Source organism: Thermogemmatispora carboxidivorans (genome assembly GCF_000702505.1).
GTDB lineage: Bacteria > Chloroflexota > Ktedonobacteria > Ktedonobacterales > Ktedonobacteraceae > Thermogemmatispora > Thermogemmatispora carboxidivorans.
Window position 1 is genome coordinate 1 of sequence record NZ_JNIM01000001.1, and the last position, 26,377, is coordinate 26,377.

Consider the following 26,377-nt stretch of genomic DNA (forward strand, 5'->3'; position numbering starts at 1 on the left):
GTCTTGCTCTGCTCCCGGCCAGGCTTGCTTGTTCTGGGGGGCTGGCAGGGTCGGGAGAGAGGTCTTCTGAACGGGGGGCAAGCATGGATCGGTCTCCTGAAAAGACGGCACGGCGAGGCGGATGCAGGTCCTCTATTCCGGGAAGTCCGTCCCGAGCTGGTTCGCCAGCTCTACAATGGCCTGCGTCTGGCCGGCGGGCGAGACCTTCAGCCGTTTGTAGAGGGCCTGGATGCGTTGCATGTTGAGGAAGGAGTGCAGTCCGCGAGCATGAGGGAGACATTTCTTGAGGAGGTAGGCCGCCTGCTCCAGCTCGCCGCACTGGAACTGGCCTTCGGCCTCCAGATCGGCAGCTAGAAGATTTGCTGAGCCTGAAATGGAGGATCTAAGGCGCAGAAAACAGCTTCCTGAGCAGATTGAGGGTGCTGGCGGGAGCGATGGCGGGCGGCAGGTCTGGCCCAAAAATGGGCCGAATGTGTGGGGGATGGCCATAGGATGATCGGGGGAGGAAGCGAGCGCTGAGTCTGGGCCTGCCGTGGGCTGGTGGTGGCAAAAGGGGAGCGAAGATGATTTGACGTCCAGGCCCTGTCAGCCGTATAATCTTGGCCGATACCTCCCAGTGCCAGAGAAAGAAACGCCAAAGCCGGCGAACCGGGGGCGAGCCGTCAGCGCGTTTGGCAAAGCAGCGCGCCCCGTGGCCCGGTCCACTGCCAGCCCGATAGCCGATAAAGGAAGGAAGCAGCGTTCATGCCAAAGCTCTATGGTTGGGTGCGTGAGGTGGTGCCCGACAGTCCTGCGGACCGAGCGGGGCTGCAGCCTGGCGATCTCATCCGCACGATCAACGGCCATCTTATTCGCGACCTGGTCGATTACCAGTTTTACAGCGCCGACGAGGTGCTGACCATTGTCTTTGAGCGCCAGCAGGAGCAGCACGAGGTCACCATCGAGCGCCCGGAAGGTGAGAGCCTGGGTCTGATCTTTGGTGAGGAGCCGACGCCGTTTATTCGCCAGTGTGCCAACAAGTGCGTCTTTTGCTTCATCAAAGGCTTGCCGCCGCGCTACGCCTCGCAGCCGGGGCTACCGCATGGCATGCGCTCCACCCTCTACATCAAAGACGACGACTATCGCTACTCCTTCCTCTTCGGCAACTTCATCACCCTGACCAACCTCAAAGAGCAAGACTGGCAGCGCCTGGCTGAGCAGCGTCTGAGTCCGCTCTATGTTTCGGTCCACACGACCGAGCCGGAACTGCGGCGCAAGATGGTCGATGGGCCGCGGGCTGGCGAGATTCTGGAGCAGATCCAGCGTTTGGGGGAGCTGCACATCACCTGTCATACTCAGCTCGTTCTCTGTCCGGGGATCAACGACGGCGAGCATCTCGAACGCAGCATTCAGGACCTGGCGACCCTGCGCCCCATCGTCGAATCGATCTCTGTAGTGCCGGTGGGTCTGACCAAATACAACAACCTGCTCAAGACGGGTGACCTGCCGCCGCTGCGCCCCTACACGCGCCAGGAGGCGGAGCAAATCATGGCCCAGGTGGAGGCGCATCAGCAGCGCTTTGCCGCCAGCCATCCCGAAGGCTATCCCTTTGTCTACCTCTCGGACGAATGGTACTATCTCGCGGGCCGTGAGGTTCCGCCCGCCGCTCATTACGGCGACTACGCCCAGATCGAAAACGGCGTCGGCATGACGCGCCACCTCCTCGATCAATGGGAGAGCGCGCGGCGTCGCCTGCCCACGCGCATGCCGCAGCCACGGCTCCTGACCCTGGTCACCGGGACGATGGCCCGGCCCATTATCGAGCGCCTGGCGGCGGACCTCAACCGCATCGAGGGCCTGGAAGCGCGAGTTGTCTCCGTCGAAAACCGCTTTTTCGGTGCTCAGGTCACCGTTGCCGGCCTGCTCTGCGGCCAGGATGTGCTGGCCACGCTCCTGGAGCAGGAACACCTTGGCGATCTGGTCCTCTTGCCGCGCATCATGCTCGACAACGCCGGTGAGCGCTTTCTCGACGACGTGACCGTTGAAGAATTTCAAGAGCGCCTGCCAGTGGCCTCGCGCTTCGTACGCAACGCTCAGGAGACCGTGGCCGCCGTCCGCGAGCTGGCCGGTCTGCCGGCGCCGCGCCTGTGGGCGGCTCTGGCGACCCGCTGACGAACCAGCGGGGAGCGGCCTCCCTCTCTACCTGGTGGCCACCGTCAGCAGGCGTCGACTCTCCAGGCTGAACGGGGCACCCTGCTCATTGTAGGCTTCCACCCGGCTGAAACCGGCCTGGCGCAGCCAGTCCGCCAACTCGGGCAGCGTGAACAGACGTACAAAGAAATGCGTCTCGCGCTGGCGCCCGTCCCGCAGGATCACGCGCCGGGTCTGCAGGCGTCCGCTAAGCACATCGTAGCGCAGCTGATCGATCTGCCAGGCACCGTCGCGCTCCAAGACTCTTGTCTGCTGGGACTCACGGAGCAAACGCTCACGATTCTGCAGATCGAGCAAGAGCCGTCCGCCGGGCTGCAACACGCGGGCAATCTCTGCCAGCACCTGGCGATTCCCCTCGTCGCTGAAGTAGCCGAAAGAGGTGAACCAGCTCAAGACCGCAGCAAAGCGGCCCGTCCACTCTGCTGGCAACGAGCGCATATCACCCTGGCGATAGTCGACCGCCAGTCCCCACCTCTCGGCCTCGGCACGCGCCTGAGCCAGAAAGGCGGCGCTCTGATCCACTCCACTGAGCAGGCAGCCGCGAGCCGCCAGGCGGTTGGCGATCCGACCGTAGCCGCAGGCCAGATCGAGCACCGGCAGCCCTGGCTGCAGTCCAAGCAACTGCCAGATCAGGGTCGCCTCCTGCTCGCTGCGCTCCTCCGTCAGCAGCGGATCGTAGAAGTAGTGGTAGTCGGAGACCTCAAACGTCCCCTCGACATCGAAAGCCTCCGGGTCCAGAGGCATGCTGCTCACGATCTCCTTCCTCCTCATGTTCAGCACAAGGACCAATGCCAACAACAAATGAGGCTCCGGCCAGACCCGGAGCCTCACGACCTGGCTTGGCAAACGGGCTGCCTCGCCGCCTCTCAGCGGGACGACGCTCCCGGGTCGCGCTGCGGCCCCAGGCGCAGCAGCAACCAGGCCGAAGGCAGCAAAGCCGCCGCCAGCAAGAGCTTCAGTGTATCGCCGATCAAAAAGGGCACCATCCCGAGCAATAGGGCCTGGCCCAACCCCAGATGCAGCACCAGAGCCAGCCAGGGCACACCTACGGCGTAGATCAGCAGCGAGCCGGGCAGCATCGCCAGCGCGGCGGTCAGATAGCGGCGATCCAGTCCCCGCTCGCACAGCCAGCCCGTGACCCAGGCTGCCAGCGGATAAGACCAGAGATAGCCGCCGGTATAGCCGAGCAAGACCACCACACCGCCGGCGCCTCCAGCAAAAACCGGCAAGCCCAGCGCTCCCTCAGCCAGATAGGCGAGCAGGGCCAAAGCCCCGCGGCGGCTGCCCAGAACGGCCCCCGTCAGCAGCACACCCAACGTCTGTAGCGTGATCGGTACTGGCGTAATCCAGGGAATATAAATAAAAAATCGAGCACATAAGGCCATGAATGCACTAAAGCCAAGCACCAGTATCCCATCGCGCAGCAGAGCGGCGGAACGCGGCAGCGAGCGAGCCGGCAGCACGTGATCCACCAACGTTGCACCGGACACAGAAGCCATTGAAGGCGCTCCTTTCTCAGGCACATACTGATCAGCGCTGCCTCGAAGGCAGGCAAAGGCAAGGGCCCGAGCGGGCGTGCAGCTCTGGCAAGCTGGCGGCCCGGCGGGTCCCTCTTCCTCTGCCACAATTATAGTCAGCCAGGCGTGCAACTGGCAAGGCGCGGCGGCGCCGCTGCTCAAGCCAGCAGAGCTGCGCCCTCGTTGTGCGGATCGTTGACCAGGCGAGAGACCGGGCGAGCCTGCATCTCTTCCGCTGGATAAGGGCGAAGCAAAGGCAAGAGCGCCTCCGCCTCCTGCAGCGTCGGATCGAGCCAGCGCTCGCAGGCCTCGCGTGGAAGAATCACCGGCATCCGGTTATGGATCGTTGCCAGCAGCGCATTTGGCTCCGTCGTCACAATCGTACACGTACGCAGCACGCGGCCATCGGGGGCGCTCCACTGATCCCACAAGCCAGCGAAAGCGAAGAGAGAGCGATCGCGCAGCGTCACATACATTGGCCTCTTCGTGCCATTGGTCTGCTGCCACTCATAGAAGCCGTCGGCCACCACCAGGCAGCGGCGGGAGCGCAGCAAGCGCTTAAAGCTCGGCTTCTCGGCCAGCGTCTCCGCGCGAGCATTAATCATCCGGTTACCGATGGCCTCCTCCTTGGCCCAGGAAGGGATCAAGCCCCAGCGCAGCCAGGCCATCTGGCGCTCTCCCTCATGCAAGAGCGCCACCACCTCCTGTGAGGGAGCGATATTGTAGCGTGGCTGAGCCTCCAGGGTTGCCGGCACCCCGAAGACCTCAGCGATCGTCTGCAGATCAGTAATCAACGTAAAGCGCCCGCACATAGACAAGACAACTCCTTCCTTAGCAGCCAGCCAGTCGGGCCGTCTCACCTGGTGGGGGGACTGACTGGCCCAAAAACACAACAGCCCCAGACCCTCTTTCTCTCTCTATTCTGCGCGCTGCCCCCGCAAGCGGCAAGGGCAGCTCCTCCTCAACCCTCCCATTGCTGGTCGGTGAAGTGGCCGCTGGTGCGCTGCTCAGCCAGCGCAGCGAGGGGGAGCTGGCTGGCGGAAAGCTCGCTCTGGACAAAGCCGGCCTGACCCTGCTACCATAACAGGCAGATTTCCCTTGCAGACGCTTAAGGAAGGAAGAGTTGTCATGACGCAGATAGAAGCGTATATAGCAGAGCATGAGCAGCGTTTCCTGGAAGATCTCAAAGGGTGGCTACGCATCCCCAGCATCAGCGCCCTCCCCGAATATGCTGCTGACGTGCGCCGGGCAGCGGAGTATGCCGCCTCCCAATTGTGCAGCATTGGTCTTGACAACGTCCGTCTCATCGAGACCCAGGGCCATCCACTGGTCTATGGCGAGTGGCTCAAAGCGGCGGGCCGGCCCACTCTCCTTATCTATGGACATTATGATGTCCAGCCCGTCGATCCCATCGAACTCTGGCAGACGCCGCCCTTCGAGCCGACCATTCGCGGTGAAAACCTCTACTGCCGGGGGGCCTGCGACGACAAAGGGCAGACCATGCTCGTCTTCAAAGCCCTGGAGACCCTCATCACCACCGAGGGAGGGCTGCCCGTCAACGTACGCGTTCTCCTCGAAGGAGAAGAGGAGACCGGAGGCGAATCCATCGAGCGTTATGTCCGCAGCTATCCCGAGCGCTTAAACTGCGACGCCGCCTTCATCTGCGACACCCACATGCCGGCGCCCGACCTGCCGGCCCTCATCACAGGTCTGCGCGGCATCATCTACACCGAAGTCGAAGCGCGCGGAGCCGTACGTGACCTGCACTCAGGCACCTATGGAGGCATAGCGCCAAACCCCTTCCACGCTCTGGCCCTCATCATCGCCGGCCTCAAAGACGCGCGTGGGCACATCCACATTCCCGGTCTCTACGACCGCCAGCGTCAAGCGCCGCCGCAGGAAGAGCGTTTCTGGCAAGAAGATCCTCTCCACCTGGCCGAGGCCCTACGCGAAGAGATGGGCGTGGCCCAGCTCTCTGGCGAGCCAGAGTATCCGCCGCTACAGCGCATCTGGGCCAGACCGACCCTGGAAATTCACGGCTTCGTCGGCGGCTTCAGCGGCGAAGGCCCCAAGACCGTCATTCCTGCCAATGGCAAAGTCAAGATCAGCATGCGCATCCCAGCCGACCTTGGGCTCAAAGCCGAAGAGGTCTCTCGCCTCTTCGAACGGCGCGTCAAAGAGCTGGCACCACCTGACGTCGAAGTCTCCGTTCGCAAAATCCATGCTGGCGACGGCGTGCTCATCTCGCCCGAGGCCCCCGTCATGCGGGCTGCCTCAGCGGCCCTCAAAGAGACCTACGGACGCGAGCCGATCTTCCTTCGCGAAGGCGGTTCCATTCCCATTGCGGCCCTTTTCAATGACATCCTGCAGGTACCCATTGTCCTCATGGGCTTTGGCCTGCCCGATGACAATCTCCACTCGCCCAACGAAAAATACTCCCTCAAGCAATTCTTCAGAGGGGTGCGCACCGTCGCGCGCTTCTTGCAGCGCTACGGAGAGGGTGCCTGAGCGTCAGCGAGCCAGGCCATAGGATCGAGGCCAACAGCGCAGGCTGCCGAGGTCAACGGGAGGCAGCCACCAACACAAAAGAAAACAAAGCAGGAAAGGTGCCTCTTCCGCGGAGGGCAGCCTTTCCTGCTCTGTGGCCTTCGCCATTATCGTCGCACAGATGGGCTCGGTTCCGCTAATGGAGGAAGATCAATCTGGTAGAGAGCCAGTGCTTGACCAGCGCGACCCACTGACCGCGCTTACCGGAGAGCCACCTGGCAAGCGCCATGTAGGAAGATACAAGCCGGGCCAGCCTGCGCCGTGCGCTAACACGCCAGAGCGGCACCTCTGGCCTGGGGAACACCGGGCACGAGGATAAAGGCGGTATGGACAGAGAGATTCAGCCACGCAGGCGCTCCAGGACCGGCGGCTGGCGCAACTTTGCCAGAGCACCGGCCTCAATCTGGCGCACGCGCTCGCGCGTAATTCCCAGCTCGCGGCCCACCTGCTCCAGCGGATGAGCCTGGCCATTGCCCAGGCCGAAACGCAACTGCAGCACCAGGCGCTCGCGCGGCGTCAGCACCGACTCGAGCACGCGCTGGACCTCATCCTTCAGCGTCTGAGTAGTCGCGATATCTTCTGGTGAAGCGGACTCTGTGTCGGCCAGCACATCGCCCAGCTCCTGCTCCTCATCCTCGCCGACGGGCAGCTCCAGAGAGACGGGGGCACCCGGGGCCGACTGCAGCTCCTGCATGCGAATAGGGTCCAGCCCCGTAGCCTCGGCCAGCTCCTGCTCGGTCGGCTCGCGGCCCAGCTCCTGTAGCAAGCGCTGACGCTCGCGACGAATGCGATTCAGAGCCGTATTCACATAGACGGGCAAACGGATCGTGCGCCCTTTATCAGCCACCGCGCGACTGATGGCCTGGCGAATCCACCAGGTGGCATGTGTCGAGAAGCGATGGCCGCGACGCCAGTCATAGCGCTGCACGGCGCGGATCAATCCGATGTTGCCCTCCTGGATCAGATCGAGCAGGCTCAGACCGCGCCCGACATAGCGCTTGGCGATGCTGACCACCAGGCGCAGATTGGCCAGAATGAACTGCTTCTTGGCCTCGCGGTCGCCCATCTCGATGCGCTTGGCCAGCTCGATTTCGCGCTCATGCGAGATCATCGGCACGCGCCCGATCTCGCGCAGATATGCCATCACGGCATCCGATTCGCCGGTGTCTAGAGCGCTCGCCGTGCTCTCGTCCGCATAGTCGGCGCGGCGCCGGCGCCCGCCGGGGCGGCGTGCGGCACTCCCACGTGTCGCAGGGAGGGAGGGAAGAGAGAGCAGCGAGGCGGTGTCTTCTAGCTCAGGCGAACCTGGCAATTGCGTCAGATCTTCATGCATATCAGGCATCTCTTCTAACTCCAGGGCTGCTGGCTCCAGGACACTGAGGTCCTCGTCCAGCTCAGTCTCTTCGTCCTTGCCAGGTTCCTCCTCTCCATCAACAACAGCGTCGTCGTCGTTATCGTCATCAAAATCTATATATTCAAGATCCTTCGTAAGCAACTGGTCAAGCTGCTTCTCCAGATCTGGATCATCTTGTGTGGGCTGGACATCTAAGGTAAGCGCATTTCCCGTGTCGGCACGCTCCAGGTCTAACATATGCGCCCTCCATGAAAAGGTAGTGTCTATCTTAAGCAGCAAGATAGCGGCTGTGAGGCTGTCTGACCCTACACGCAGGGAAAGCGAGCCTTCGACCTGAGAGAGACCAGGTCTGACGCCGGGTAGGAGAAAGATGTAAGATGAGACACGTTGCTTCTACCGATAGGAACACAGTACGGCCCAGAAATATTCCAGCGCTATTCCAATTATACCCTAAAGGTTTCCTTCCGTGCCAGTCTGTGGCAGCATGGAGCGCTTAAAGCTGCTCTAAGAGAAAAATGAACTTTATATTCAAGAAGAGCATGCTTTTTCAACGTTGCGATCATTATTAGATACGCTTGAGGGTAGGCTAAAGTGGCAAGGAACCCGAGGAGCCGGGGGCGGCTCCCGGGGAAGCGGCCCGCTCAGGCTCGTCGAGCTGGGGGTGTGGTCGCGGCTGTGGTTGGGTGCGAGTGGCGCGCAGGCGGCGCAGGAGCAGCAGCAGGCGATAGCTCAGCCAGGTAGCCAGAGCCAGGGCCAGCAAGAGCAGCGAGACCGTACCCAGAATCTCGCCCACGGCCTCCCAGCTGGCGCCGAAGAGAAAGCCCAGGCTGAGGGGCAGGCCGACGCCGACCAGCTCGCCGAGGGCATCGAAGAAGAGAAACTTGCGGTAAGGATAGCGTTCTGCCCCTGAGAGGAGCGTAATCGGCACGCCGATGGCTGAGAAGACGGTGCGACCGAGGAAGATCGCCCAGCCTCCGTGTCGATGAAAGAGCTGGCGTGCGCGGTTGAGGACCTGCTGAGGAATCCGGGGCCGTGGCGAGTGTTCCAGGTAGTCAAGCAGGCGGCTCCCCCAACGGCGACCGAGACTGTAGCCGACGCTATCGCCGGCCACGGCGGCGCTGACTGCCAGTATGGCCAGCAAGCCGAGGTTATAGTCTCCCAGGACGGCGAAGGCCCCTGCGGCCAGCAGGAGCAGCGTGATCGGGAGGGGGATACCGGCGGCCCCTAGAAAGACCAGGCCCCACAGGGCTGGATAGCCGTACTCTTGCAGCCAGTTCACCAGGTAGGGAAGCAGGGCGCTCATGGCCATTCTCCCTTTGCCAGTGCAGAGGGTGCCGCAGGCTCTCTCGTCGGGGTGCTTTTCGGCCCTGGGTGCTGCTGGCGGTAGGTCTCGATCGCCTGCTGCAGCGTCCGAATCAACTCGTCAACAGGGCGTTTTGTCCGCAGAGACAGCGCGTGGAGGGTCAGGTGTTGTACGGAAGGCGACTCCGGAACATGCAAGGCCCGATAGAGGTACCCGGCTGGGACGTGGCAGAGGTGGGCTACATAGGGAATCGTCATCCAGGGGCGAATGCTGCGCACATCCCCCGCTTTGACCAGGGCGCGCTGTTGCTGCAGATGCTGTACAGCATGATAGGTTGAACTGGCAGCATACACCGTCGTGCTGACGGCCAGACAGAGCAAGAGCACCAGCCCAAGCAACTTGAGTTTTAGACTCAACACCAGGCTGCGGCCCGACATAGCAGTGGCAAAGGTAGGAAAGCTGCCGCCGGCGCCCGGCGACGCTGACCACCCATTTCTCTCAACAAGGAAATCCAGCACCTTCTCTTGACGTCACAGAAGCTCTTTTCTAGAATAGCAGAAATGAACAAGTATCTGCAACCGCTCGACGTGGCGATCAAACGTGTGGACCCAACCTTGCCGTTGCCGACCTACGCCACTGCTGGCTCAGTTGGCTTTGATCTCCTCTGCCGTCAGGATACCGAGATCGCGGGGCGTGATCTCGGTTTCATTCCGGGCAACGTCATTGTGCGCACGCCACCGGGCTATCTGCTCCTGGTGACCCTGCGCAGTAGTACGCCGCGGCGCAAGGGCCTGCTGATCCCTCACGGGGTGGGCATTATCGATCAGGACTACTGCGGCGAGGGCGACGAGATACTGATCCAGGTCTACAACTTCCGCGATGAGCCAGTCCTGATCAGGCGCGGTGAGCGCATCGCTCAGGGGATTTTCATGCCGGTGGCCCTGGCCTGCTGGCAGGAGGTGACGGCCCTGGGGCCAGGGCGTGGTGGCTTCGGCAGTACGGGTGAATGAGACCAGCGATGCAGGACTATTATTCTATTTTGGAAGTAGCGCCAACTGCCTCGCCCGAGGAGATCAGGCGCGCTTATCTGCGTCTGGTGCGCCGCTATCATCCTGATGCGAATCAGAACGCGCCTGGCATGCAGGCCCGATACGAGCAGCAGATGAAGCTGATCAACGAGGCCTATGAGGTCCTTGGGAATCCACGGCGTCGCGCCTCCTACGATGTGCATCGAGCCGCCGAGCTGCGCGTGCGTGCGCTACGCGAGGCTCGGCTGAAATATCAGGCTCAGGCCGGCAAGCACAGCCCCTCGACTGAGATGACCTGGCTCGAAGGTCTGGTCGGCTTCGTGCGTGAGTTAAAGCGTAGCCTGCGCGAGGACTAGCTCAAAGCGGGAGAGGCCCCCACCCGCCGTTACAAGCAATCTGCGCAGGCTGCGCGCGGTGCCACCTCAGCGCCGGGGTCATTGGTTGGCCTGGCAGGGGGTGACCTCTCTCAAGCGCTGCTTCGCCTGGCTACCTGCCAGATGGCTGGCTGCCCAGTTCAACATCGCTCTTGCCAGCATCCCTCTCGCTTCTCAGCGGGCCAGCCGGGTCGGTGCTGTTTAGACCTCGGCCTCGGCTCGTTGCTCGCCGCCAGTTCCCAACCTGGCCAGGCCCTCAGCAATGGCCGTTACTACTCCCCGTTCTGCCGTTTCGCGCGCCACGCGCAGAGCGTTTTTGATGGCCTTAGCGTTGGAGCGCCCATGAGCGATGACCGCCACGCCATTGACACCCAGGAGAGGAACGCCGCCATACTCGGCATAGTCGAGGCGTTTGAAGAGCTGCTTCAGGCTCGGCTTGAGCACCGCCGCCGCCAGCGTGTTGACCGGGTTGCTGGTCATCTGGCTGCGCAGCATGGCGATCAGGGTCTCGGCCAGCCCCTCGCTGAGCTTGAGGACCACATTCCCGACAAAGCCATCGCAGACCACGACCTCGGCGGCGCCTGCTGGGATATCGCGCCCTTCGATGTTGCCAATGAAGTTCAGCCCGAGGCGGGGGGCGCTCTCTTTGAGCAGACGGTGGGCTTCCTGGACCTGCTGGTTGCCCTTGGTCTCCTCTTCACCGTTGGCCAGCAGAGCCACTCGTGGGCGGTTGATGCGGAAGATACGCCCCATATAGACGGCGCCCATCAAGGCGAACTGCTGCAGGTACTCGGGCTTACAATCCGTATTGGCTCCTACATCGAGGACCAGGGTCGTGCCGGTGCGCGTTGGCATGACCGTACCCAGGGCCGGTCGATCAACGCCGGCGATGCGTTTCAGGACGAACAGCGAGGCGGCCATCATGGCGCCGCTGTTGCCGGCGGAGACCGCTCCTACCACCTGGCCGCTGCGGGCCAGTTCCAGGGCCACCACCAGCGAAGCATTCTTCTTGCGCCGCACCGCCGTGGCCGGGTGCTCATCCATCGCGATGACCTCGTCGGTGTGGGTGATGGCCAGATCAAGGCCACCGATGTCGTAGCGGGCCAGCTCGGCACGAATCTGCTCCTCATGGCCCACAAGCTGGACGCCGATGCCGTACTCACGCGCCGCCTCCACCGCTCCCGCTACTGTGGCGCTGGGAGCGTAATCCCCCCCCATTGCGTCGAGTGCGACGCGCACTTTCGCCTCCATAGCCTTGCTCTCCTCTTGCCCTCAGTCTGCTCTTGCTCTCGTCGCTCTAGTTGTCCTCGTTCCCCTTGCAACGACGATCGTCGTCACCGTCATGGCTCGCCGATGGTCTTGTGCACCAGCTCGACTAGCTCGTCCAGGTTAAAGGGCTTCGAGACAATTTCCACGACGCCAGCGTCGCGGAAGGTCTGCTCCTCGTGGGCCACATTGGGATAGGCCGTCACGATGATCACGGGAATCTTCTTCTCCAGCCACATCTCCATCAGCTTCAGCTCATCCCGTCCGTCCAGATAGGGCATCATGATATCGAGCAGGATCAGATCGGGATCGTGCTCGCGTACAGCATCGTAGAAGCGTAGGCTCTGCGTCGTCATGTGGGTCTCGTAGCCCTCATCGGCGAGCGCCTCGGTCAGGAGATCGGCGATGGTGGGGTCGTCATCCATAATCAAGATCTTTTTGGCCATATGACCAACAGCCCCCTCGTCTCTCGTCTCGTGAATACAGAAACTACAGTCTCCTTCATACCAGGATCAATTGCCTGCCCCCGCCCGTGGCGGAGAGCAAACCGCTCGCTTGGGGAGCGGTCGCGAGCACTTCTCGACCCGCTGGCGTGGCGACCTCATTTGCTCCCGATCTTATCGGGGCTGAAGCGCTGGCTGGAGCCTAGCCGGCGGAGCGGAGCGGAGCAGAGCAGAACGAAATGGTTCGGCTACCGCTGGGCCTCGCTGCTATGCTAGCTCCGGCTCCAGGCCGCGCAAAATCTCTCTCCACTCGCTCCGCTCGTTGAGCGAGTCACTGGCTCAGCGAGCAGGTACCTTTGACTCCACCTGAGTGGACTGGGTGGTAGATGCCCGTATAATTATAGCACTCTGCCACTGTCTTTAGACGTGCCAGCGTGGATTTTTGCTCAAGCAGTAGGACCTTCTGTCTGGCTCCGCTTCCGGCTCTGGCCACTGGCTGGAGCAGCTCTCCAAGGCTAAAGGCGTCCTTCCTGGCTGGCTTCTCCGGGTGTCCATCTCTCTCCCCTTACGTATCTCTGTGCTCTTTCAGGAAAGCAAGGCTTCCAGAGCGCTGCTGCTTTGGGCCATCAGCTCCTGCGTCTCGGTGAGAATGGCCAGGAGCAGGCGATAGCGCTCGTACTCAGCGGCGGTCAGCTCCTGCCCAAGGCGCTCCTGTAGCCAGCGCGCGCTAATCTGATAGTGCCCAATGCGGAAACGCCAGCACTCGGGCGGCAGCCCCTCCAGCGCCTGATGGGCGTTTAACCAGAGCCGTCCGTCCGCTGTGTAGTGCACGAACTCGATCCGCAGGCGCGTGGTCTGGGAGGGAGGCAAAACATAGGCCGCGGGATGGGGAAGGCTGGTCTGCAGGTGGAGCCTGAGCAGGCGGCTGCCGATGCGAGAGAGCAGGCGAAAGCTGATGCGATGCGCTGGCAGAGGACAGCGGGGAAAGTCGCTGCTGAGCTGCTCGCTGTAACGCTGACGGTAGATGGGCGCATGGAGGATGGCATACAGATAGGCCAGCACGGCCTCGGGTCCAAAGCTGCTGAGCAGGTCGCCGCTTCCCCAGGGCACGAAGCGCAGGTTGAGGCGGCTCGCCAGAGCGGCGATGAAAGTGGGGGCCAGATTGGGGCGCGCTGCTCGCGCTCGCGTTCCTGCTTCCGCGCCTGCCCCTTCCTCCGTCTCCTCCTCGAGCAGGTAGAGGGGGAAAACGTAGGCGCATTCGCGGGTTGCGCTTGAAAGCAGGCACATGTCGGTGAGGTCCTTGCTGACGAAGACGTGCTGGAAACTGCCCTGGCTCAGCTGGCGCGTTGTGACCAGTAGGATATTGGGCTGGAGGGCGTGGCGCATCAAGGCAAAGCGGTGGTCGCCGGCCTCGATGGCGGGTGGCCAGTAGGCGATGCGGCGCGTGTCGAAGGGGCGATAAGCGTAGTCGCGGTAGAGCTGCTGGGGTGGCAGCCCACTGAGCTGGCGCAGGAGCCGGGCCTTGTGCTGCGGCGTGCCGCGTCGCCTCTCCTCGGAGGCTGCTCTCGTCCCCTGGGCCTGCTCTTCCTGGCCGTGCTCGGCCAGATAGGCGGCGATCTGGCTGGCGATGGCTTCGTCGGAAGGACCAACGAGTACGGCGTCGAGGTGGGTTTTGATCCCCGTACCGTAAAGCGGGAAGATCTCTGGCAGTGCTGGGTAGCGCTCCCATTCGGCCTGGCGGGTCAGGATGCGCGGTACAAAGAAGTAGAGGCGGGGCTGCGGCTGCAGGCGTTGCCAGGGGGTGCTTGCCAGGTCCATCCTCTCCAGATGGGCGTATTTCTCGCAGCGGCTACCCCGCAGGGTCGCGTAGTGGACAGTCGCCCGTCTGGGTGCAGCCTGCCGACAGCGGCCAGGGTCCCGGCGCCGGACAAAAAAGCCGATGGCCACACCCTGACGGATGGGAAAAACGTTCTCGTCGGGCCCTGTCTCCCCGGCTGGGGTCGCTCGCTGGCTGTTACCGTGCAGGTCAAGCAGGTAGATTTCATCAAAGCTGGCGAGCAGACTCTCGCGCATGCGGCGATGGGTCAGGCCGTCAAGGTAGGTATGGCTGGTGATGAAGGCCAGCAAACCGCAGCCCGCTTGCTCGATATACCACTGAGCGCAGCGCATAAATTTGATGAAGTCATCGTCCAGGTTCAGTTTGCGTTCGCCCAGGTCACGCTTGTAGTCTTGCAGCAGCAGGCGCAGCCAGGGGTAGCGCGTGGGGCGTCCGAAGTTCCCATAGGGAGGGTTGCCGATGAGCACGGGCAGGCCGGTATGGGCTGGTTCGCGGGCCAGCCAGAGCAGGCCGTCCCCGAGGGCAAGGCTGAGGTGGCCAGGCCGCTGGCGCAGATCGTAGCCGCAGGCGGCCAGCTTGAGACCAAGGCTCAGGTGGGCTACCAGCCAGGGAGCCGGCAGGAGTTCATAGCCACGCAGGTTGGGCAAGAGCTGCTCAACTACAAAGCGCGGCCAGCGTTCCAGCTCGCCCAACAGGCAGAACTGGCTATAGAGAAACTCAATCAGGCCCTGCAGGAAGGCGCCGCTACCAACCGCAGGATCGATGACCTCGAAGCTGCCAAGCTCGACCAGGCCCTGGCGGAGGGCGAAGGCTTCTTTCAGTACGAGGTCGACGCTGCGCACCATGTAGGAGATTACTGGCACTGGTGTGGCATAGATGCTGCCGGCGTTGCGCAGGCTGGGACGGTAGTGACGCAGAAACTGCTCATGGCAGTAGATGAGTGGATCTTGCTGTAGCGCTTGCACCATTGGCGCCGTGGCCTGCGGCGCCAGTTGCTCGCCTGCCGACAGGGAGAGAGCGGCTGCACTCAGCTCCTGCAGCTCGGCGATGGTCTTGGCCAGCGTCGGGGCCAGCAGCAGCTGTCTAAAGGGGTCCTGTAGCGAGAGCGGCAGCCAGGAGAGCACAAGGGGCAACCCGTTTTGTTCGCACTCGGACTCGCGCTTGCTGATCGATCTGGCCAGAGCGGCGGTCAGGGCCAGACAGCAGAGGCCTTGCGTGTAGAGGTCGACGCTCTCCTCGGGAGGGAGAGCTGACCCTGTCGGTTCGGCGAGAGAGTCCCACTGGCCCGCCTGGACGGCCTGCTCACAGAGAGGGCGCACACAACTCGCGGCCAGAATGGCCAGCTGCTTTGCCAGGCGATTGCACTGGCGTACGATCGCTGGCTGGCGTCGCTGGGGACCTGATGAAGCGGCGACCAGCTCCGCTGCTGACGGCAACACCTGGGGTGGCATCGTTCTTCTCTTCCGCTCCTGCTGATGGGGGACACCTGGCTCTGAGACTGCTGCTGGGCGCTGGCCTGGCGATTCACGACCGAGCCTGGCGCCTGAACTGCTATATTGGCATGCTTCTCTAAGATTATAGAACGATCTGGCGCTTAGCTGGGGGGCATAGTCAGTCAGTCAGTCAGTCAGATCGAGGCGAGCGACGAGGTGAGAAGAGGAAGGGGGGCATCTTGCAGCTTCCTCCTCCCGCGCGCTACAATACCTGGGAAATGCTTCAGAGGTGATGGTGTCGCTCTCGCCAAGGTGGCGACTCGCTCTTGCAGAGCGGAGCACATCGTAGGCCGAGGCGGCCTGCAGCGAGGGAGAAGAGGCGTGGGCCAGAAGGACCCATTGGATGAGGGGCGCCAGCCGCCAGATGATCTGTTAGTGCGTATTGCGCTCGCGGAGCGGCGGCGCCGCAGGCGTCTCTCCCAGAGTACTGCCTATCTACCAGGCGTACGTACAACCGGCGAGCGCCTGATCGCTTATCTTTGCCTGGCCCTTGAGGTCTGCGCCCTGGCCGCCTGGCTCCAGGCGCTGGCTGAGCTGCATTTCCTCATGAGTCCATTTCCACTGTTGCCCCTCTGGGCGCTCTTCCCGCTCGCCGCGGCTCCTCTCTGGCTCACGCGCTGGAGTGAGCTACGTCTTGTACGCCGCACGCCGCCGCTCGACGAATTCGACCGCCCTGGCGAGCCGCTGCCGGGCAGAGGTCTCATCGTCGGCTTGCTGATTGCCAGCACCCTTTATTTCTGCTGGCTCGACAACTATGCTGCGGCCTTTCCCCTCTATCATCCAGCCTGGCTGCTCGCACTGGGCAATGACCTCCTTGCTCTACGACCTGCCGCCTATCGCTGCGTGGCCATTCTCCTTTGCACGGCGCTGCTGGTCTGGCGAGGGGCGAAACGCGCACGTCAAGAGGCAGAGCCAGCGCTGGTGCGCTGGGCCTTCATCGGGAGCGGCCTGCTGCTGCTCCTGGCGATGCTCATTCATCTCGGTCACGGCAGTGACGCTGACCAGAGCCTGGTCAGTGCGGGTACGGTGGTCTTCTTCTTGCTCATCCCGCTCTTTATCTATTGCGCACTCCTGGCGCAGGCCCTGGCGCAGGGCATTGCGGAGCGCCGCCTCCATCCTTTTGGCCTGGAGGGCAGCGCTCAGGAACAAGAGCAAGCCATCCTGCTTCTCTTCCTGGGCCTGGGTCTGCTCATCGTGCTCCTCAGTCTGGCGGTTGCTGCGCTGGCGGGGGCCAGTCTCTTTGAGGTACTCCGTCGTGGACTGGCCTTTCTCTCGATGCCGTATGATTGGCTCGTGCGCGGCCTCGCGCAGCTCATTGTCTGGTTGCTCACGCCGCTGGTCTGGCTGCTGCAGGCCCTCCATTTTCAAACGTCAGAGCTGGTCATCCATCCACCGCGAGGGCCGGGCCAGCCGGATGTGAGACCACCAGGAGAGGACGCAAGCCTGCCAGTGGGCCTGCTGCTGGTCAGTCGCCTCCTGGTGCTACTCGTCTTGTTCCTGATCGTAGCTGGCTGTGTTCGACTGATCGGGAGAACCTTGCGCCAGCGACGAGTGCGACTCTATGAGCGAGGGGAGCTTGAGGAACGTCACGAGAGCCTATGGTCTACGGCCCTTTTCTGGCATCAGATCTGGGAATTGCTGCAAATCCTGCCAAAGAAGTTGAGAGATGCTCTTATCCACGGGCAGCAGAGCGTCGAAGCCCGCTGGCTGTTGAGGCGAGGGACGCGACACGCAGCGACGAGGAGCCTGGCGAGCATGCGCGCCATCTATCGGGCCTTTTTGGAGGAGGCCCAGCAGCAAGGGTATCCGCGCCTGCCCAGCGAGACGCCCCTGGAGTATCGGCAGCGTCTGGAGGCCAGGACTCCTCTGGCTGATCCGCGCCTGGGGCTGCTCACGGGGGCTTATCTGGCGTCGCGCTATGGTGGACAGGAGCCTGGGGCCGCGCGGATGGCTCAGCTCCGAGCTTGCTGGGAAGAGGTGCGCAATCGCTGGCGCCGGCGCCGATTTTGAGGGATGGGGAGATCGGCAGCAGGGCGGGCAGCCTGGAGAATGGGCCGAAGACGGGCTGGGACAGGAGAGAGAGAAGGCGGGACGAAAAAAAGCCTGAAGGGGAGGCGCCCTTCAGGCTTCCGAAGTAACCACCCTCACCACGTTGCGCCGATCCGTGTCGAGCAAGTAGTAGTAGTGAGATGACGGAGAACTGCCCAGAGAGACGTGCCACCCTGCCACGTTACCTGACCCCAGGAGTCCCGTTTCTCTACTATCCCCCCCACGTGTGCCTCGCGCCCGCGGAACCGTTCTCTGAAGCTTGTTACGCCTACATAATAGCGCGCTCGGATGACAATCGCATGAACGTGGGGGGCTGAGCTATGAACAATATTTCATCGAAAGCGCGTGCTGGCGGAGCGTCAACGATTACAGTTTGTTCATCTTCTCCCAGTCGCGATTGAAGCGCTGGATGGCCTCCTCGCTGAGGGGATCGCTGATCAAATCGAGCAGTACCTGGGGGGGAGCGGTCAGATCGTGAGCGCCGGCTAGCAGGGCGCGGGCGGCCTCCTCGGGCGTCTTAATGCTTGCCACCAGCACGCGCGTAGTCACAGGCTCTTGAGAGCGGCAGAGTGTAGCCATCTGAGCGATACGGGTGGAGGCATCGATCCCGGAGCGTTCCAGGCGGTTGTAGTAAGGAATAACGAAGTCGGCGCGCACCTGAAGAGCGCAATAGGTCTGGGGCACGGTGGTGACGGCAGTAAAGGCCAGCGCGTAGCCCTGGCTACTCAGGCGGCGAGCCACGCGCATTCCCACCTGATTCATAGGGATTTTAGGAATAACGCGCTCGGGGGCCATCTCGATATAGCTGAGGGCCTCACGATACATCTCTTCTTCCTCGCTGGCGCCGGGCTGCATGAAGACATGACCACTGAGGGCCTCGAGCAGCGCCTCCAGCACCTGGCGAGGCGAGAGCTGCTGACCGCGCTCGCGGGCAGCCAGCAGCAGCGTTGGATTAGTGGTCGCGCCGGACAAAGGTACCGTGCGGGCCACATTCGTGATATCATCTATGAAAGCAGTATCAACGTAGAGGGCCATGCGTATGCTCCATCCTCAACTCTTAGCTGACAACGTTCCTTTGCATGCTGAGCAGCGCTTACTGATCTTGAATTCAGCGGCGGACCCCTTTGTCCAGGTGGCCGCGCGTCAGCTCAGCCGTGGGCGAATCATCCTGGCAGAAGACAACGTCGGCGCCCTTGAACAAGCGTACGCTGCCCTTGCCCGCAGCCAGTTACAACATATTCCTTTCCATGAGTATACGCGAGAAACTCCACCGAATACCATAGATGTAGCGGTCATGAATCTGCTGTATCAGCCCTCTAAAGCCTGGGTCTACTACGGACTAGAGGCGGCGCGCTACGCTCTCAAGCCCGGTGGGCGTCTCTATGTGACCGGTGCCAAGGATCGGGGTATCCTCTCGATTGCGCGGCGGATGCGCGAGTACTTTGGCAATCTGGAGACGGTGGAGATCAGCAAGGGCTGGCGTGTGGTAGCGGCGGAGAAGAGCGCCGGGATGCCTTTGCCTGCGGAGCCGCCGGTCTGGCCGCAGCGCGAGGTCTTTGCCGGGGGTGAGCTGGACGAAGGGACGCGCCTCTTGCTCGACTCGCTGGAGGTCTACGTGACCGATGTGGCGCTCGACCTGGGTTGTGGCGCCGGTTATATTGGCCTCCATATTGCCGAGCGCGCCCGCAAAGGCAGCGTCACCCTGGTTGATGCCAGCCTGGCGGCGGTGGCTCTGGCGCAGCAGCGGCTGCAGGAACAGGGGCTGAGCAATGCCCAGGCCCTGGCCAGCGATGCCACCAGCGCTGTGAGTGGGCAGCGCTTCAGTCTGATCGCGACCAATCCTCCTTTCCATATCTGGGGAGTGAATACGAAGGCTGTCGGCGAACGCTTTATTCGCGAAAGTGCTCGCCTCCTGCACCATCGGCGTGGACGTTTCTACCTGGTGGCCAATCGCTTCTTGAAGTACGAGCCGGTGCTGGAGGAGTGCTTTGAGGACGTGCAGGAGGTGGGCGGCAATAGTCGTTATAAAGTGCTGCGCGCTACCTCGCCCCTGCGCCCAGGACGGCGCAGCGAGCGTGCTGAGGCGCTAACCCAACCCTATAAAGGATGGCGCTGAGCATGAGCCACATCGCCTATCTCAACGGCAATCTCTATACGATGGACGCGGCCCTCCCCCGGGCTCAGGCCCTGGCTGTCGAGCGCGAGAGCGGGCGTATTGTAGCGGTTGGAGACAATGAAGAGGTTCGGCGGGCCGCTGGGACCCAGGCCGAGCTGTTCGACCTGCGCGGCAAGACCGTGCTGCCGGGCTTCATCGATGCTCATATCCATCTGCTGGCCACGGCTTACCGGGCCCATGACATCGATGCGGCGACGTGCAATAGCGCCGACGAGGTGGCGCAGCTGGTGCGCGAGCGCGCGGCTCGCACGCCCGTCGGCGAATGGGTCGTTGGCAGCCACTGGGATCGCAATCGCTGGCCGGCGCGCGCTTTTCCCACCAGAGAGGTGCTCGATGCAGCGGCCCCCGGCCATCCAGTGGCTCTCTGGAGCAAGGACGGCCATCTGCTCTGGGTGAATTCGCTGGCCCTGGAACGAGCGGGCATCAGCGCCGAGACGCCTGATCCGCCCGGCGGCGCCATTCTGCGCGATGGCAGTGGCCAGCCGACCGGCATCTTGCAAGAAGGGGCAGCAATGGAACTGGTCGCGCGACTCATTTCTGCACCCTCTCCCTCGCTGGCCCGCCAACTGCTGGAGGAAACCTTTGCAGCGCTCCTGCGCTCGGGCATTACAGCCATCCACGACATCGAGGATCGCGCGGTTTACGAGCTGCTAGCCTCCCTGCGCACGGCGGGCCGGCTGCCCCTGCGCGTGCGCATGATCCTTCAGCGCCATCCCTTGCCCGAGCTGCGGGCTGGTCTGCTCAAGGCAGACGAAGAGGATGCCCTCTTGCGTATTGGCGGGATTAAGATCTTCGCCGATGGTACTCTTGGCTCGCAGACCGCTGCCATGCTCGAAAGCTACGAGGGTAGCCCCTCAAACTATGGGATTCTGGCTACGCCCGAGGAACAGATGCGGACCCTGGTCAGGGAGGCCAGCGAGCTGGATCTGATCATTGCTATCCACGCTATTGGCGATCGCGCAGCGCGTGTGGCGCTGGACGCCATCGAGCTGGCTCAGCGTCATCTCGCCGAGCAGGGCCGGAGCATGGGCAGGCGACTGCGCTATCGTCTGGAGCATGTTCAGCTTATTCACCCCAGCGACCTGGAGCGGATGCACCGTCTGGGAGTAATCGCCTCCGTGCAGCCCTACCATGCCGTGGCCGATCGAGACATCGCCGAACGCTACTGGGGTGCGCGTCACCGGCACGCCTATGCCTATCGTACTATGAACGAGCGAGGTATCCCGCTTGCCCTTGGCTCAGATGCTCCCGTCGAGCTATTTGATCCGCTGCGCATCATCTATGCCGCCGTCCAGCGCACCGATCCCGGAAGCGGGCGCCCCTCCTGGCTGCCGGAGCAGGCCCTGCCGCTGAGCGCGGCCCTCTATGGCTACACCCTTGGGGCGGCCTATGCCGGGGCTGAAGCAGATGACAAAGGCTCGCTCAGCGTCGGCAAGTTCGGGGACGCCGTGGTCTTGCCAGAAGATCCCTTCCAGATTCCGCCCGAGCGCCTCGTCAGCAATGGCATCCAGGCCACCATTGTTGGCGGCCTGCCGGTCTACGGCGAAGTCTAGCCCTGGACCCTGGCCCTGCTGGCCAGAGCACTGCTCTCCCTGGCGCCAGTCCAGGCGCAGCTCAACCCCGCTCGGCTCAGGCATCGTCGAGGAAAGGCAGGCCCTGCTGACGATAGGAGCGCTCCAGGGCCTCGATCCATTCTAGTTGCGTCGGCGTCTGCGGCACAAAGCAGCCACGGGCCGAGGATAGCAGGCCCACGGCCAGCGGCACCGAGTAGCCGGCGCGTACCAGCAGGGCGGCGGCGATCATCGCCGAGCGCCCGATGCCGAGACGGCAGTGGATAGCGATATGGTGGCCGGAGCTCAGCAGGCCATACAGCTCGCTCAGCAGGTCCTGAATGGGGCCATCCAGCGGCGGCCCCTGCAGATCGGCGATCGGGAAATGGAAATAGCGTAGCCCCTGCTCCCGGCAGGTCTGCGCCTCGCGCTGCAGACCGATCTCTTCGATCTCCTCGCCGGTCAGCAGCGAAACCAGCACATCGACGCCCGCGCTGCGCAGCATCTTGATGGCCTGCTCCAGCAGCGCGCCGCCCGCTGGATGGCCCATGATGCTCAGACGCCGATCCTTCACCAAGTCAACGGTGTACAATCCTCTCACCACAGCCATCTTGCTCCGTTTGACTTCCTACCAGATACCAGGCTAGCCAGATCGAACAGACAGGATACGACCCAGACAGAAGAATCAACTCCCGGACGCCAGGCTGCCCCGATGAGGCGGGTTCAGGTCAGGCTCGAGAGCACTCGCCTCTCTCCCCCAGGGTGGCGTATACTCGGAGTATACCAGAGAGGTATAATAGTCTCAACTGATCAACTCTTTTTGAGGAGCATACAGGCATGGCTACTGCTGCTCGGCGTGTAGCGAGCTTTGGGACCACTATTTTTACGGAGATCAACGTCCTGGCGCAGCAGCACAACGCCCTCAATCTGGGGCAAGGGAAACCGGATTTCGATACTCCTCCCGACATCATCGCCAGCCTCGTGACGGCCTTACAGGCCGGCCAGTACAACCAGTACGCCCCGGGACCGGGCACGGCCTCACTGCGCCGCGCCGTGGCTGCCCACGCGGCGCGTTTCTATGACCTGGAGATTGACCCTGAGCGCGGCGTCATCGTGACGGCGGGTGCTACCGAAGGAATCTTTGCCGCCGTCTTGGGCCTGGTTGATCCCGGCGATGAGGTCATTGTCATCGAGCCATTCTACGATTCCTATGTACCCAATATCCTCATGGCCGGCGCCACGCCCGTCTATGTCCCACTGCATCCACCTCAGTGGGCCTTCGATCCCGAGGAGCTGCGCGCCGCCTTCACGCGCAAGACCCGCGCTCTCATCCTCAATACACCGCATAATCCCTGTGGGCGTGTCTTCACACGCGAAGAGCTAACCTGCATCGCCGAACTCTGTGTTGAACACGATGTCTGCGTGATCGCCGACGAGGTCTACGAACACCTGGTCTTCGACGAGGCGCGTCATATTCCCATCGCCACCCTGCCTGGCATGTTCGAACGCACCGTGACGGTCAGCAGCTCTGGCAAAGCTTTCAGTGCGACCGGCTGGAAGATCGGCTGGGTCTACGGCCATCCAGACCTCGTCGACGGCGTCGCCCAGGCCCATCAGTTCATCACCTTCGCCGTCCACCATCCCACGCAAGAAGCCATTGCCTACGCCCTGAGCCTGCCAGATAGCTATTATCGCGGCCTGAAGGATCTGTACGAGCACAAGCGTCAGCTGCTCCTGCAGGCTCTTGATGCCGCGGGCCTTCCCTATCGGGTACCCGAAGGCACCTACTTTGTGCTGGCCGACTTCTCCTCGGTCTTCGATGGCACCCCGCTCGAATTCGCGCGCTATCTCATCAGCGAAATCGGCGTCGCTGGTATTCCTCCTGAGACCTTCTATTGTCCTGAACACGCCCACATCGGTCGCAACTATCTACGCTTCTCCTTCTGCAAGAACGACGAGACCTTACTGCAAGCAGGCGAGCGCCTGGCGAGAGTGGCCACCAGGCAGCGTTAAGAGAGAGAAGCAGACGGGGGAGGGGAGCAGGGAACAGAGGACAAGGCGAGGCAGGGAGAGAGGCAGACAGGCGCTCAGGGGGAGGCGGGAGAGACAGGCGGTCGCGTCAAGCGGGAGCGCTGCGGACGACGGTAGCTGCTAGATTCGCGCACGATCAGCTCGGGCTGGTAAGTCAGTTGGCGGTGCTCGTGGGTCGAAGGATGATCGGCCTCATCCAGGAGCAGCTCGGCAGCGCTGCGGCCAAGCTGATACTTGGGCTGGCGCACCGAGGTCAGCGGCGTCGAGAGCATGCCGGCAAAATCAACATCGTCGTAGCCGACGAGCGCAAAGTCGCGCGGGATCGCAAAGCCGCGCCTGGTGAGGCCGCGCATGACTCCCAGGGCCAGCAGATCGTTAGCGCAGAAAATCGCTGTTGGGCGCTCAGCCTCGCTCACGCTCAGAATCTGCTCGACGGCGCGCTCTCCCTCCCGGGCATTCAAGAAGGGCCTGGCCACCTCTAAGACCACCTGGGCCGGGTCAGCGCCCGTCGCACGCACTGCCCGCTGTACACCCTCCAGACGGTCGGCGCATTGGCGAATCGAGTGCGGACCGTTCACAAAGGCAATGCGCTCGTGTCCTTGGGCCAGCAGATGCTCTGCTGCCAACTCGCCCCCGTGCACATCGTCGACGGCCACCGAGCACAGATCGGGCTGCCGACTCGGGCGATCTAGCAGGACCACAGAGATGCCGCGCTTGCGCAGGCGATAAAGATGGGTGGGATCATCAAGCACAGGAGTGATCAGCACCCCGTGGGCGCGCTGCTCTTCCAACACACGCAGATAATGGGCCTCGCGCTCGGACGAATCGTCTGAATTGCAGAGAATGACAACATAGCCAGCCTCACTGGCTACGTCCTCGACACCACGTGCTACTTCGGTAAAGAAGGGATTCGCCACGTCGAGCACTACCAGGCCAATATAGAGGCTGCGCCCAGCGCGGAGCTGACGCGCCGAGCCATTGCGAACAAAGCCCAGCTCATCAATGATGCGCTGCACACGCTGCCTGGTCTCTTCTGCTACTAGCTCGGGATGGTTCAGGACGTTAGAGACGGTCCCGAGCGAGACGCCAGCCCGCTCGGCTACCTCACGAATACTTGGCATGCACGCACTCCGTAGACAGAAGCGAGATTCATCAGGAATGAAAGCAAGATGGTAGTAATAATCATGATAAGGCAAACCCCCGATGCCGCAGGCCGTCTGGCCGTCGCTCCTCACAAGCCCAGGCGACCCCTGCGCGCTGGGGTGGGGTCTCTTCGCTCTGTGATCCCGGTCGAGTCGAGGTCTCCAAAAGGAAGAAAGACCTCGACCTGCCCTCCTGGGGGCTGGCAGTCAGGAACGCCGCTGAAGCCTCTTCCTCTGCTGGCTGACCTGACTGCATCACAAGATAGTATGCCACAATTGTCTGCCCTCTGGCTATCTACCTGGCCATTCCCCTGGTGGCCATCTTTCTGCCGCGCGTCCGACAAACAAGGGTGCGCTTCCCCTTGACAATCGGGCCGGCCTCGATTATACTCTCAACATTGAAACGTTTCAATTGGCAGCCGGCCCATATACCCCGGCCAGAGTGGGCCAATGACCAGGCTCACTGACTGGCCGATTGCCTGATCGTCGGACTGATCGGCGGAGCGAGTGGAGAACTGATCGTCAGCGAAGGACACTCACCAGGGGGAACTATGGAAGTTGCCGCGCCGCAGGCGGCGGTGCCCGTGATTGAGCTGGTCGGCGTTAGCAAGCGCTTTGGCGCCATTCAGGCCCTCAAAGAGGTGGACTTGAGCCTCTATGCGGGCGAGGTTCATGCTCTGGTAGGCGAAAATGGTGCTGGCAAAAGCACGCTGGTGAAGATTCTGGCAGGCGTGCACCGCCCCGATCGTGGTCTCCTCAAAATCAACGGCGAGGCGGTCGAGCTGCGCAGTCCTGCGCAGGCCCAGGCCGCTGGCATCGCTGTCATTCATCAGGAACCGACCCTTTTCCCCGATTTGGACGTGGCCGAGAACGTCTTCATGGGCCACCAACCGCGTGATCGCCTGGGGCGCATCGATTGGCGCCGCATGTATCACGAAGTAGAGCAGCTGCTGCAGTCGCTGGGCGTTGAGCTGAATGTCTATCTGCCGGTGCGGGGTCTCTCGGTGGCTGATCGGCAGTTGGTGGAGATCGCGCGAGCCTTATCGCAGGATGCTCGTGTCTTGATCATGGATGAGCCGACGGCGTCGCTCTCGCCGCGCGAGGTCGAGGATCTCTTCGCCATCGTCGAGCAGTTGCGGGCGCGGCAGGTGGCAATCCTCTTTGTCAGCCATCGCCTGGAGGAGGTTTTCCGTCTGGCCAGCCGCGTGACGGTTTTGCGTGATGGGCAGCGCGTCATCACAGCTCCGGCCCGGGCGCTGACCGCTGAAGAGACCGTGCGCCACATGGTGGGGCGAGAGCTAGCGGCCCTCTTCCCCAAGGAGGAGGCGGCGATCGGCGAAGTAGTGCTGGAGGTGCGTCATTTGACCCGTGCTGGTGTCTTCCGCGACGTGAGCTTCCAGCTGCGACGTGGCGAGATCCTCGGGCTGGCCGGCCTGGTCGGGGCGGGCCGTACCGAGGTAGCACGGGTACTCTTCGGCATCGATCAGGCCGAGAGCGGCCAAATTCTGGTTGACGGGCGCCCGGTCAGCATTCACTCGCCGCGCGATGCCATGCGCTATGGCATCGCCTACGTTCCCGAAGATCGCCATCAGCAGGGCCTCGTCCTCGATTTCTCCATTGCCAGAAACATGACCCTTTCTATTTTGCAGCGCGTCGCGCGCTTCTCTCTGATCAGATCGCGCCAGGAACTGAAGATCGCCGCTGACTACGCGGAACGCCTGCGTGTGCGAGGTGGGCGCCTGACTCAGCCGGTGCGTGCCCTCTCGGGTGGCAATCAGCAGAAGGTGGTCTTGGGCAAATGGCTGGCGACCGAGCCACGCATCCTCATTCTTGATGAGCCAACGCGCGGCATCGATATTGGCGCCAAGGCCGAGGTCCATCGTATCATCTCCGAGTTAGCCGCGCGTGGTCTGGCCATCCTCCTGATCTCCAGTGAGCTGCCAGAGATTCTGGCCATGTCGGATCGGGTGCTCGTCATGCACGAGGGCCGCGTCAGTGGGCTGTTCAGCCGCGCTGAGGCCGATCAGGAGAAAGTCATGCTGGCAGCAACGGGACAGAACAGACAGAGCAGCTGAGC

At 62.6% G+C, this 26,377-nt stretch carries 22 protein-coding genes; 10 read left to right on the forward strand and 12 right to left on the reverse strand.

Annotated elements, in window-relative coordinates; translation table 11 throughout:
• Both N688_RS23435 and N688_RS00010 read left to right on the forward strand, forming a co-directional pair.
• The coding region (locus tag N688_RS23435) for a hypothetical protein (protein ID WP_238321056.1) at positions 1–354 on the forward strand (354 nt) is incomplete at its 5' end.
• 390 nt (positions 355–744) lie between these two features.
• Positions 745–2,151, forward strand: coding sequence for a DUF512 domain-containing protein (locus N688_RS00010; protein ID WP_052887368.1), 1,407 nt, complete (start codon positions 745–747; stop codon positions 2,149–2,151).
• 27 nt (positions 2,152–2,178) lie between these two features.
• Here the strand turns inward: N688_RS00010 and N688_RS00015 are convergent, their stop codons facing one another.
• The 3 genes from N688_RS00015 to N688_RS00025 form a co-directional block, all read right to left on the reverse strand.
• Positions 2,179–2,934: a class I SAM-dependent methyltransferase gene (locus N688_RS00015; protein ID WP_052887369.1), complete on the reverse strand. Its 756-nt coding sequence runs from the start codon at positions 2,932–2,934 to the stop codon at positions 2,179–2,181.
• 122 nt (positions 2,935–3,056) lie between these two features.
• Positions 3,057–3,689: a biotin transporter BioY gene (locus tag N688_RS00020; protein ID WP_052887370.1), complete on the reverse strand. Its 633-nt coding sequence runs from the start codon at positions 3,687–3,689 to the stop codon at positions 3,057–3,059.
• 176 nt (positions 3,690–3,865) lie between these two features.
• Entirely contained in the window at positions 3,866–4,519 is a 654-nt protein-coding gene (locus tag N688_RS00025; RefSeq protein WP_052887371.1) for an SOS response-associated peptidase, read from the reverse strand.
• 316 nt (positions 4,520–4,835) lie between these two features.
• On the opposite strand from N688_RS00025, the gene N688_RS00030 reads away from it, so the two are divergent.
• Positions 4,836–6,215 (forward strand): dipeptidase, encoded by a 1,380-nt coding sequence (locus tag N688_RS00030; RefSeq protein ID WP_052887372.1) that lies wholly within the window; start codon positions 4,836–4,838, stop codon positions 6,213–6,215.
• A 379-nt stretch (positions 6,216–6,594) separates the two neighbouring features.
• On the opposite strand, the gene N688_RS00035 is transcribed toward N688_RS00030, so the two are convergent.
• The 3 genes from N688_RS00035 to N688_RS00045 form a co-directional block, all read right to left on the reverse strand.
• Positions 6,595–7,845, reverse strand: a complete 1,251-nt coding sequence (locus N688_RS00035) for a sigma-70 family RNA polymerase sigma factor (protein WP_052887373.1) — start codon at positions 7,843–7,845, stop codon at positions 6,595–6,597.
• A 349-nt stretch (positions 7,846–8,194) separates the two neighbouring features.
• Positions 8,195–8,911: a DedA family protein gene (locus tag N688_RS00040; RefSeq protein ID WP_052887374.1), complete on the reverse strand. Its 717-nt coding sequence runs from the start codon at positions 8,909–8,911 to the stop codon at positions 8,195–8,197.
• The gene (locus N688_RS00045) at positions 8,908–9,429 is read right to left on the reverse strand and encodes a hypothetical protein (RefSeq protein ID WP_052887375.1); all 522 of its coding nucleotides are present in this window, start codon (positions 9,427–9,429) and stop codon (positions 8,908–8,910) included. Before N688_RS00045 ends, N688_RS00040 begins: the two co-directional genes overlap by 4 nt.
• Positions 9,430–9,471: 42 nt before the next feature.
• On the opposite strand from N688_RS00045, the gene N688_RS00050 reads away from it, so the two are divergent.
• On the forward strand, positions 9,472–9,921 hold the full coding sequence (locus N688_RS00050) for a dUTP diphosphatase (protein WP_052887376.1): 450 nt from the start codon (positions 9,472–9,474) through the stop codon (positions 9,919–9,921).
• Between the two features lie 8 nt (positions 9,922–9,929).
• Positions 9,930–10,295, forward strand: a complete 366-nt coding sequence (locus tag N688_RS00055) for a J domain-containing protein (RefSeq protein ID WP_052887377.1) — start codon at positions 9,930–9,932, stop codon at positions 10,293–10,295.
• Positions 10,296–10,514: 219 nt separating this feature from the next.
• Here the strand turns inward: N688_RS00055 and plsX are convergent, their stop codons facing one another.
• The 3 genes from plsX to N688_RS00070 all read right to left on the reverse strand — a co-directional run bounded on the left by plsX (position 10,515) and on the right by N688_RS00070 (position 15,310).
• Positions 10,515–11,552: a phosphate acyltransferase PlsX gene (gene plsX, locus N688_RS00060; protein ID WP_052891305.1), complete on the reverse strand. Its 1,038-nt coding sequence runs from the start codon at positions 11,550–11,552 to the stop codon at positions 10,515–10,517.
• Positions 11,553–11,653: 101 nt separating this feature from the next.
• Positions 11,654–12,025: a response regulator gene (locus N688_RS00065; protein WP_052887378.1), complete on the reverse strand. Its 372-nt coding sequence runs from the start codon at positions 12,023–12,025 to the stop codon at positions 11,654–11,656.
• A 582-nt stretch (positions 12,026–12,607) separates the two neighbouring features.
• Positions 12,608–15,310: a type ISP restriction/modification enzyme gene (locus N688_RS00070; RefSeq protein ID WP_052887379.1), complete on the reverse strand. Its 2,703-nt coding sequence runs from the start codon at positions 15,308–15,310 to the stop codon at positions 12,608–12,610.
• A gap of 363 nt (positions 15,311–15,673) precedes the next feature.
• Here N688_RS00070 and N688_RS00075 point away from each other — a divergent pair, with 363 nt between their 5' ends.
• On the forward strand, positions 15,674–17,362 hold the full coding sequence (locus N688_RS00075; protein WP_052887380.1) for a DUF4129 domain-containing protein: 1,689 nt from the start codon (positions 15,674–15,676) through the stop codon (positions 17,360–17,362).
• Positions 17,363–17,767: 405 nt separating this feature from the next.
• Here the strand turns inward: N688_RS00075 and N688_RS00080 are convergent, their stop codons facing one another.
• Positions 17,768–18,436, reverse strand: coding sequence for a transaldolase family protein (locus N688_RS00080; RefSeq protein WP_052887381.1), 669 nt, complete (start codon positions 18,434–18,436; stop codon positions 17,768–17,770).
• 4 nt (positions 18,437–18,440) lie between these two features.
• Here N688_RS00080 and N688_RS00085 point away from each other — a divergent pair, with 4 nt between their 5' ends.
• Together N688_RS00085 and N688_RS00090 are read left to right on the forward strand one after the other, a co-directional pair.
• Complete coding sequence (locus tag N688_RS00085) at positions 18,441–19,517, forward strand: methyltransferase (protein ID WP_162179461.1); 1,077 nt, start codon at positions 18,441–18,443, stop codon at positions 19,515–19,517.
• 2 nt (positions 19,518–19,519) lie between these two features.
• The gene (locus N688_RS00090) at positions 19,520–21,130 is read left to right on the forward strand and encodes an amidohydrolase (protein ID WP_052887383.1); all 1,611 of its coding nucleotides are present in this window, start codon (positions 19,520–19,522) and stop codon (positions 21,128–21,130) included.
• 76 nt (positions 21,131–21,206) lie between these two features.
• On the opposite strand, the gene N688_RS00095 is transcribed toward N688_RS00090, so the two are convergent.
• A complete protein-coding gene (locus N688_RS00095) occupies positions 21,207–21,737 on the reverse strand; it encodes a protein-tyrosine phosphatase family protein (protein WP_081838333.1) in 531 nt (176 codons plus the stop codon).
• Between the two features lie 227 nt (positions 21,738–21,964).
• Here N688_RS00095 and N688_RS00100 point away from each other — a divergent pair, with 227 nt between their 5' ends.
• Positions 21,965–23,140, forward strand: a complete 1,176-nt coding sequence (locus N688_RS00100; RefSeq protein ID WP_052887385.1) for an aminotransferase class I/II-fold pyridoxal phosphate-dependent enzyme — start codon at positions 21,965–21,967, stop codon at positions 23,138–23,140.
• Positions 23,141–23,214: 74 nt separating this feature from the next.
• On the opposite strand, the gene N688_RS00105 is transcribed toward N688_RS00100, so the two are convergent.
• Complete coding sequence (locus N688_RS00105; RefSeq protein ID WP_052887386.1) at positions 23,215–24,279, reverse strand: LacI family DNA-binding transcriptional regulator; 1,065 nt, start codon at positions 24,277–24,279, stop codon at positions 23,215–23,217.
• Positions 24,280–24,851: 572 nt separating this feature from the next.
• Between N688_RS00105 and N688_RS00110 the strand changes: the two genes are divergently transcribed.
• Positions 24,852–26,375 (forward strand): sugar ABC transporter ATP-binding protein, encoded by a 1,524-nt coding sequence (locus N688_RS00110; protein ID WP_052887387.1) that lies wholly within the window; start codon positions 24,852–24,854, stop codon positions 26,373–26,375.
• Positions 26,376–26,377: the final 2 nt, after the last annotated feature.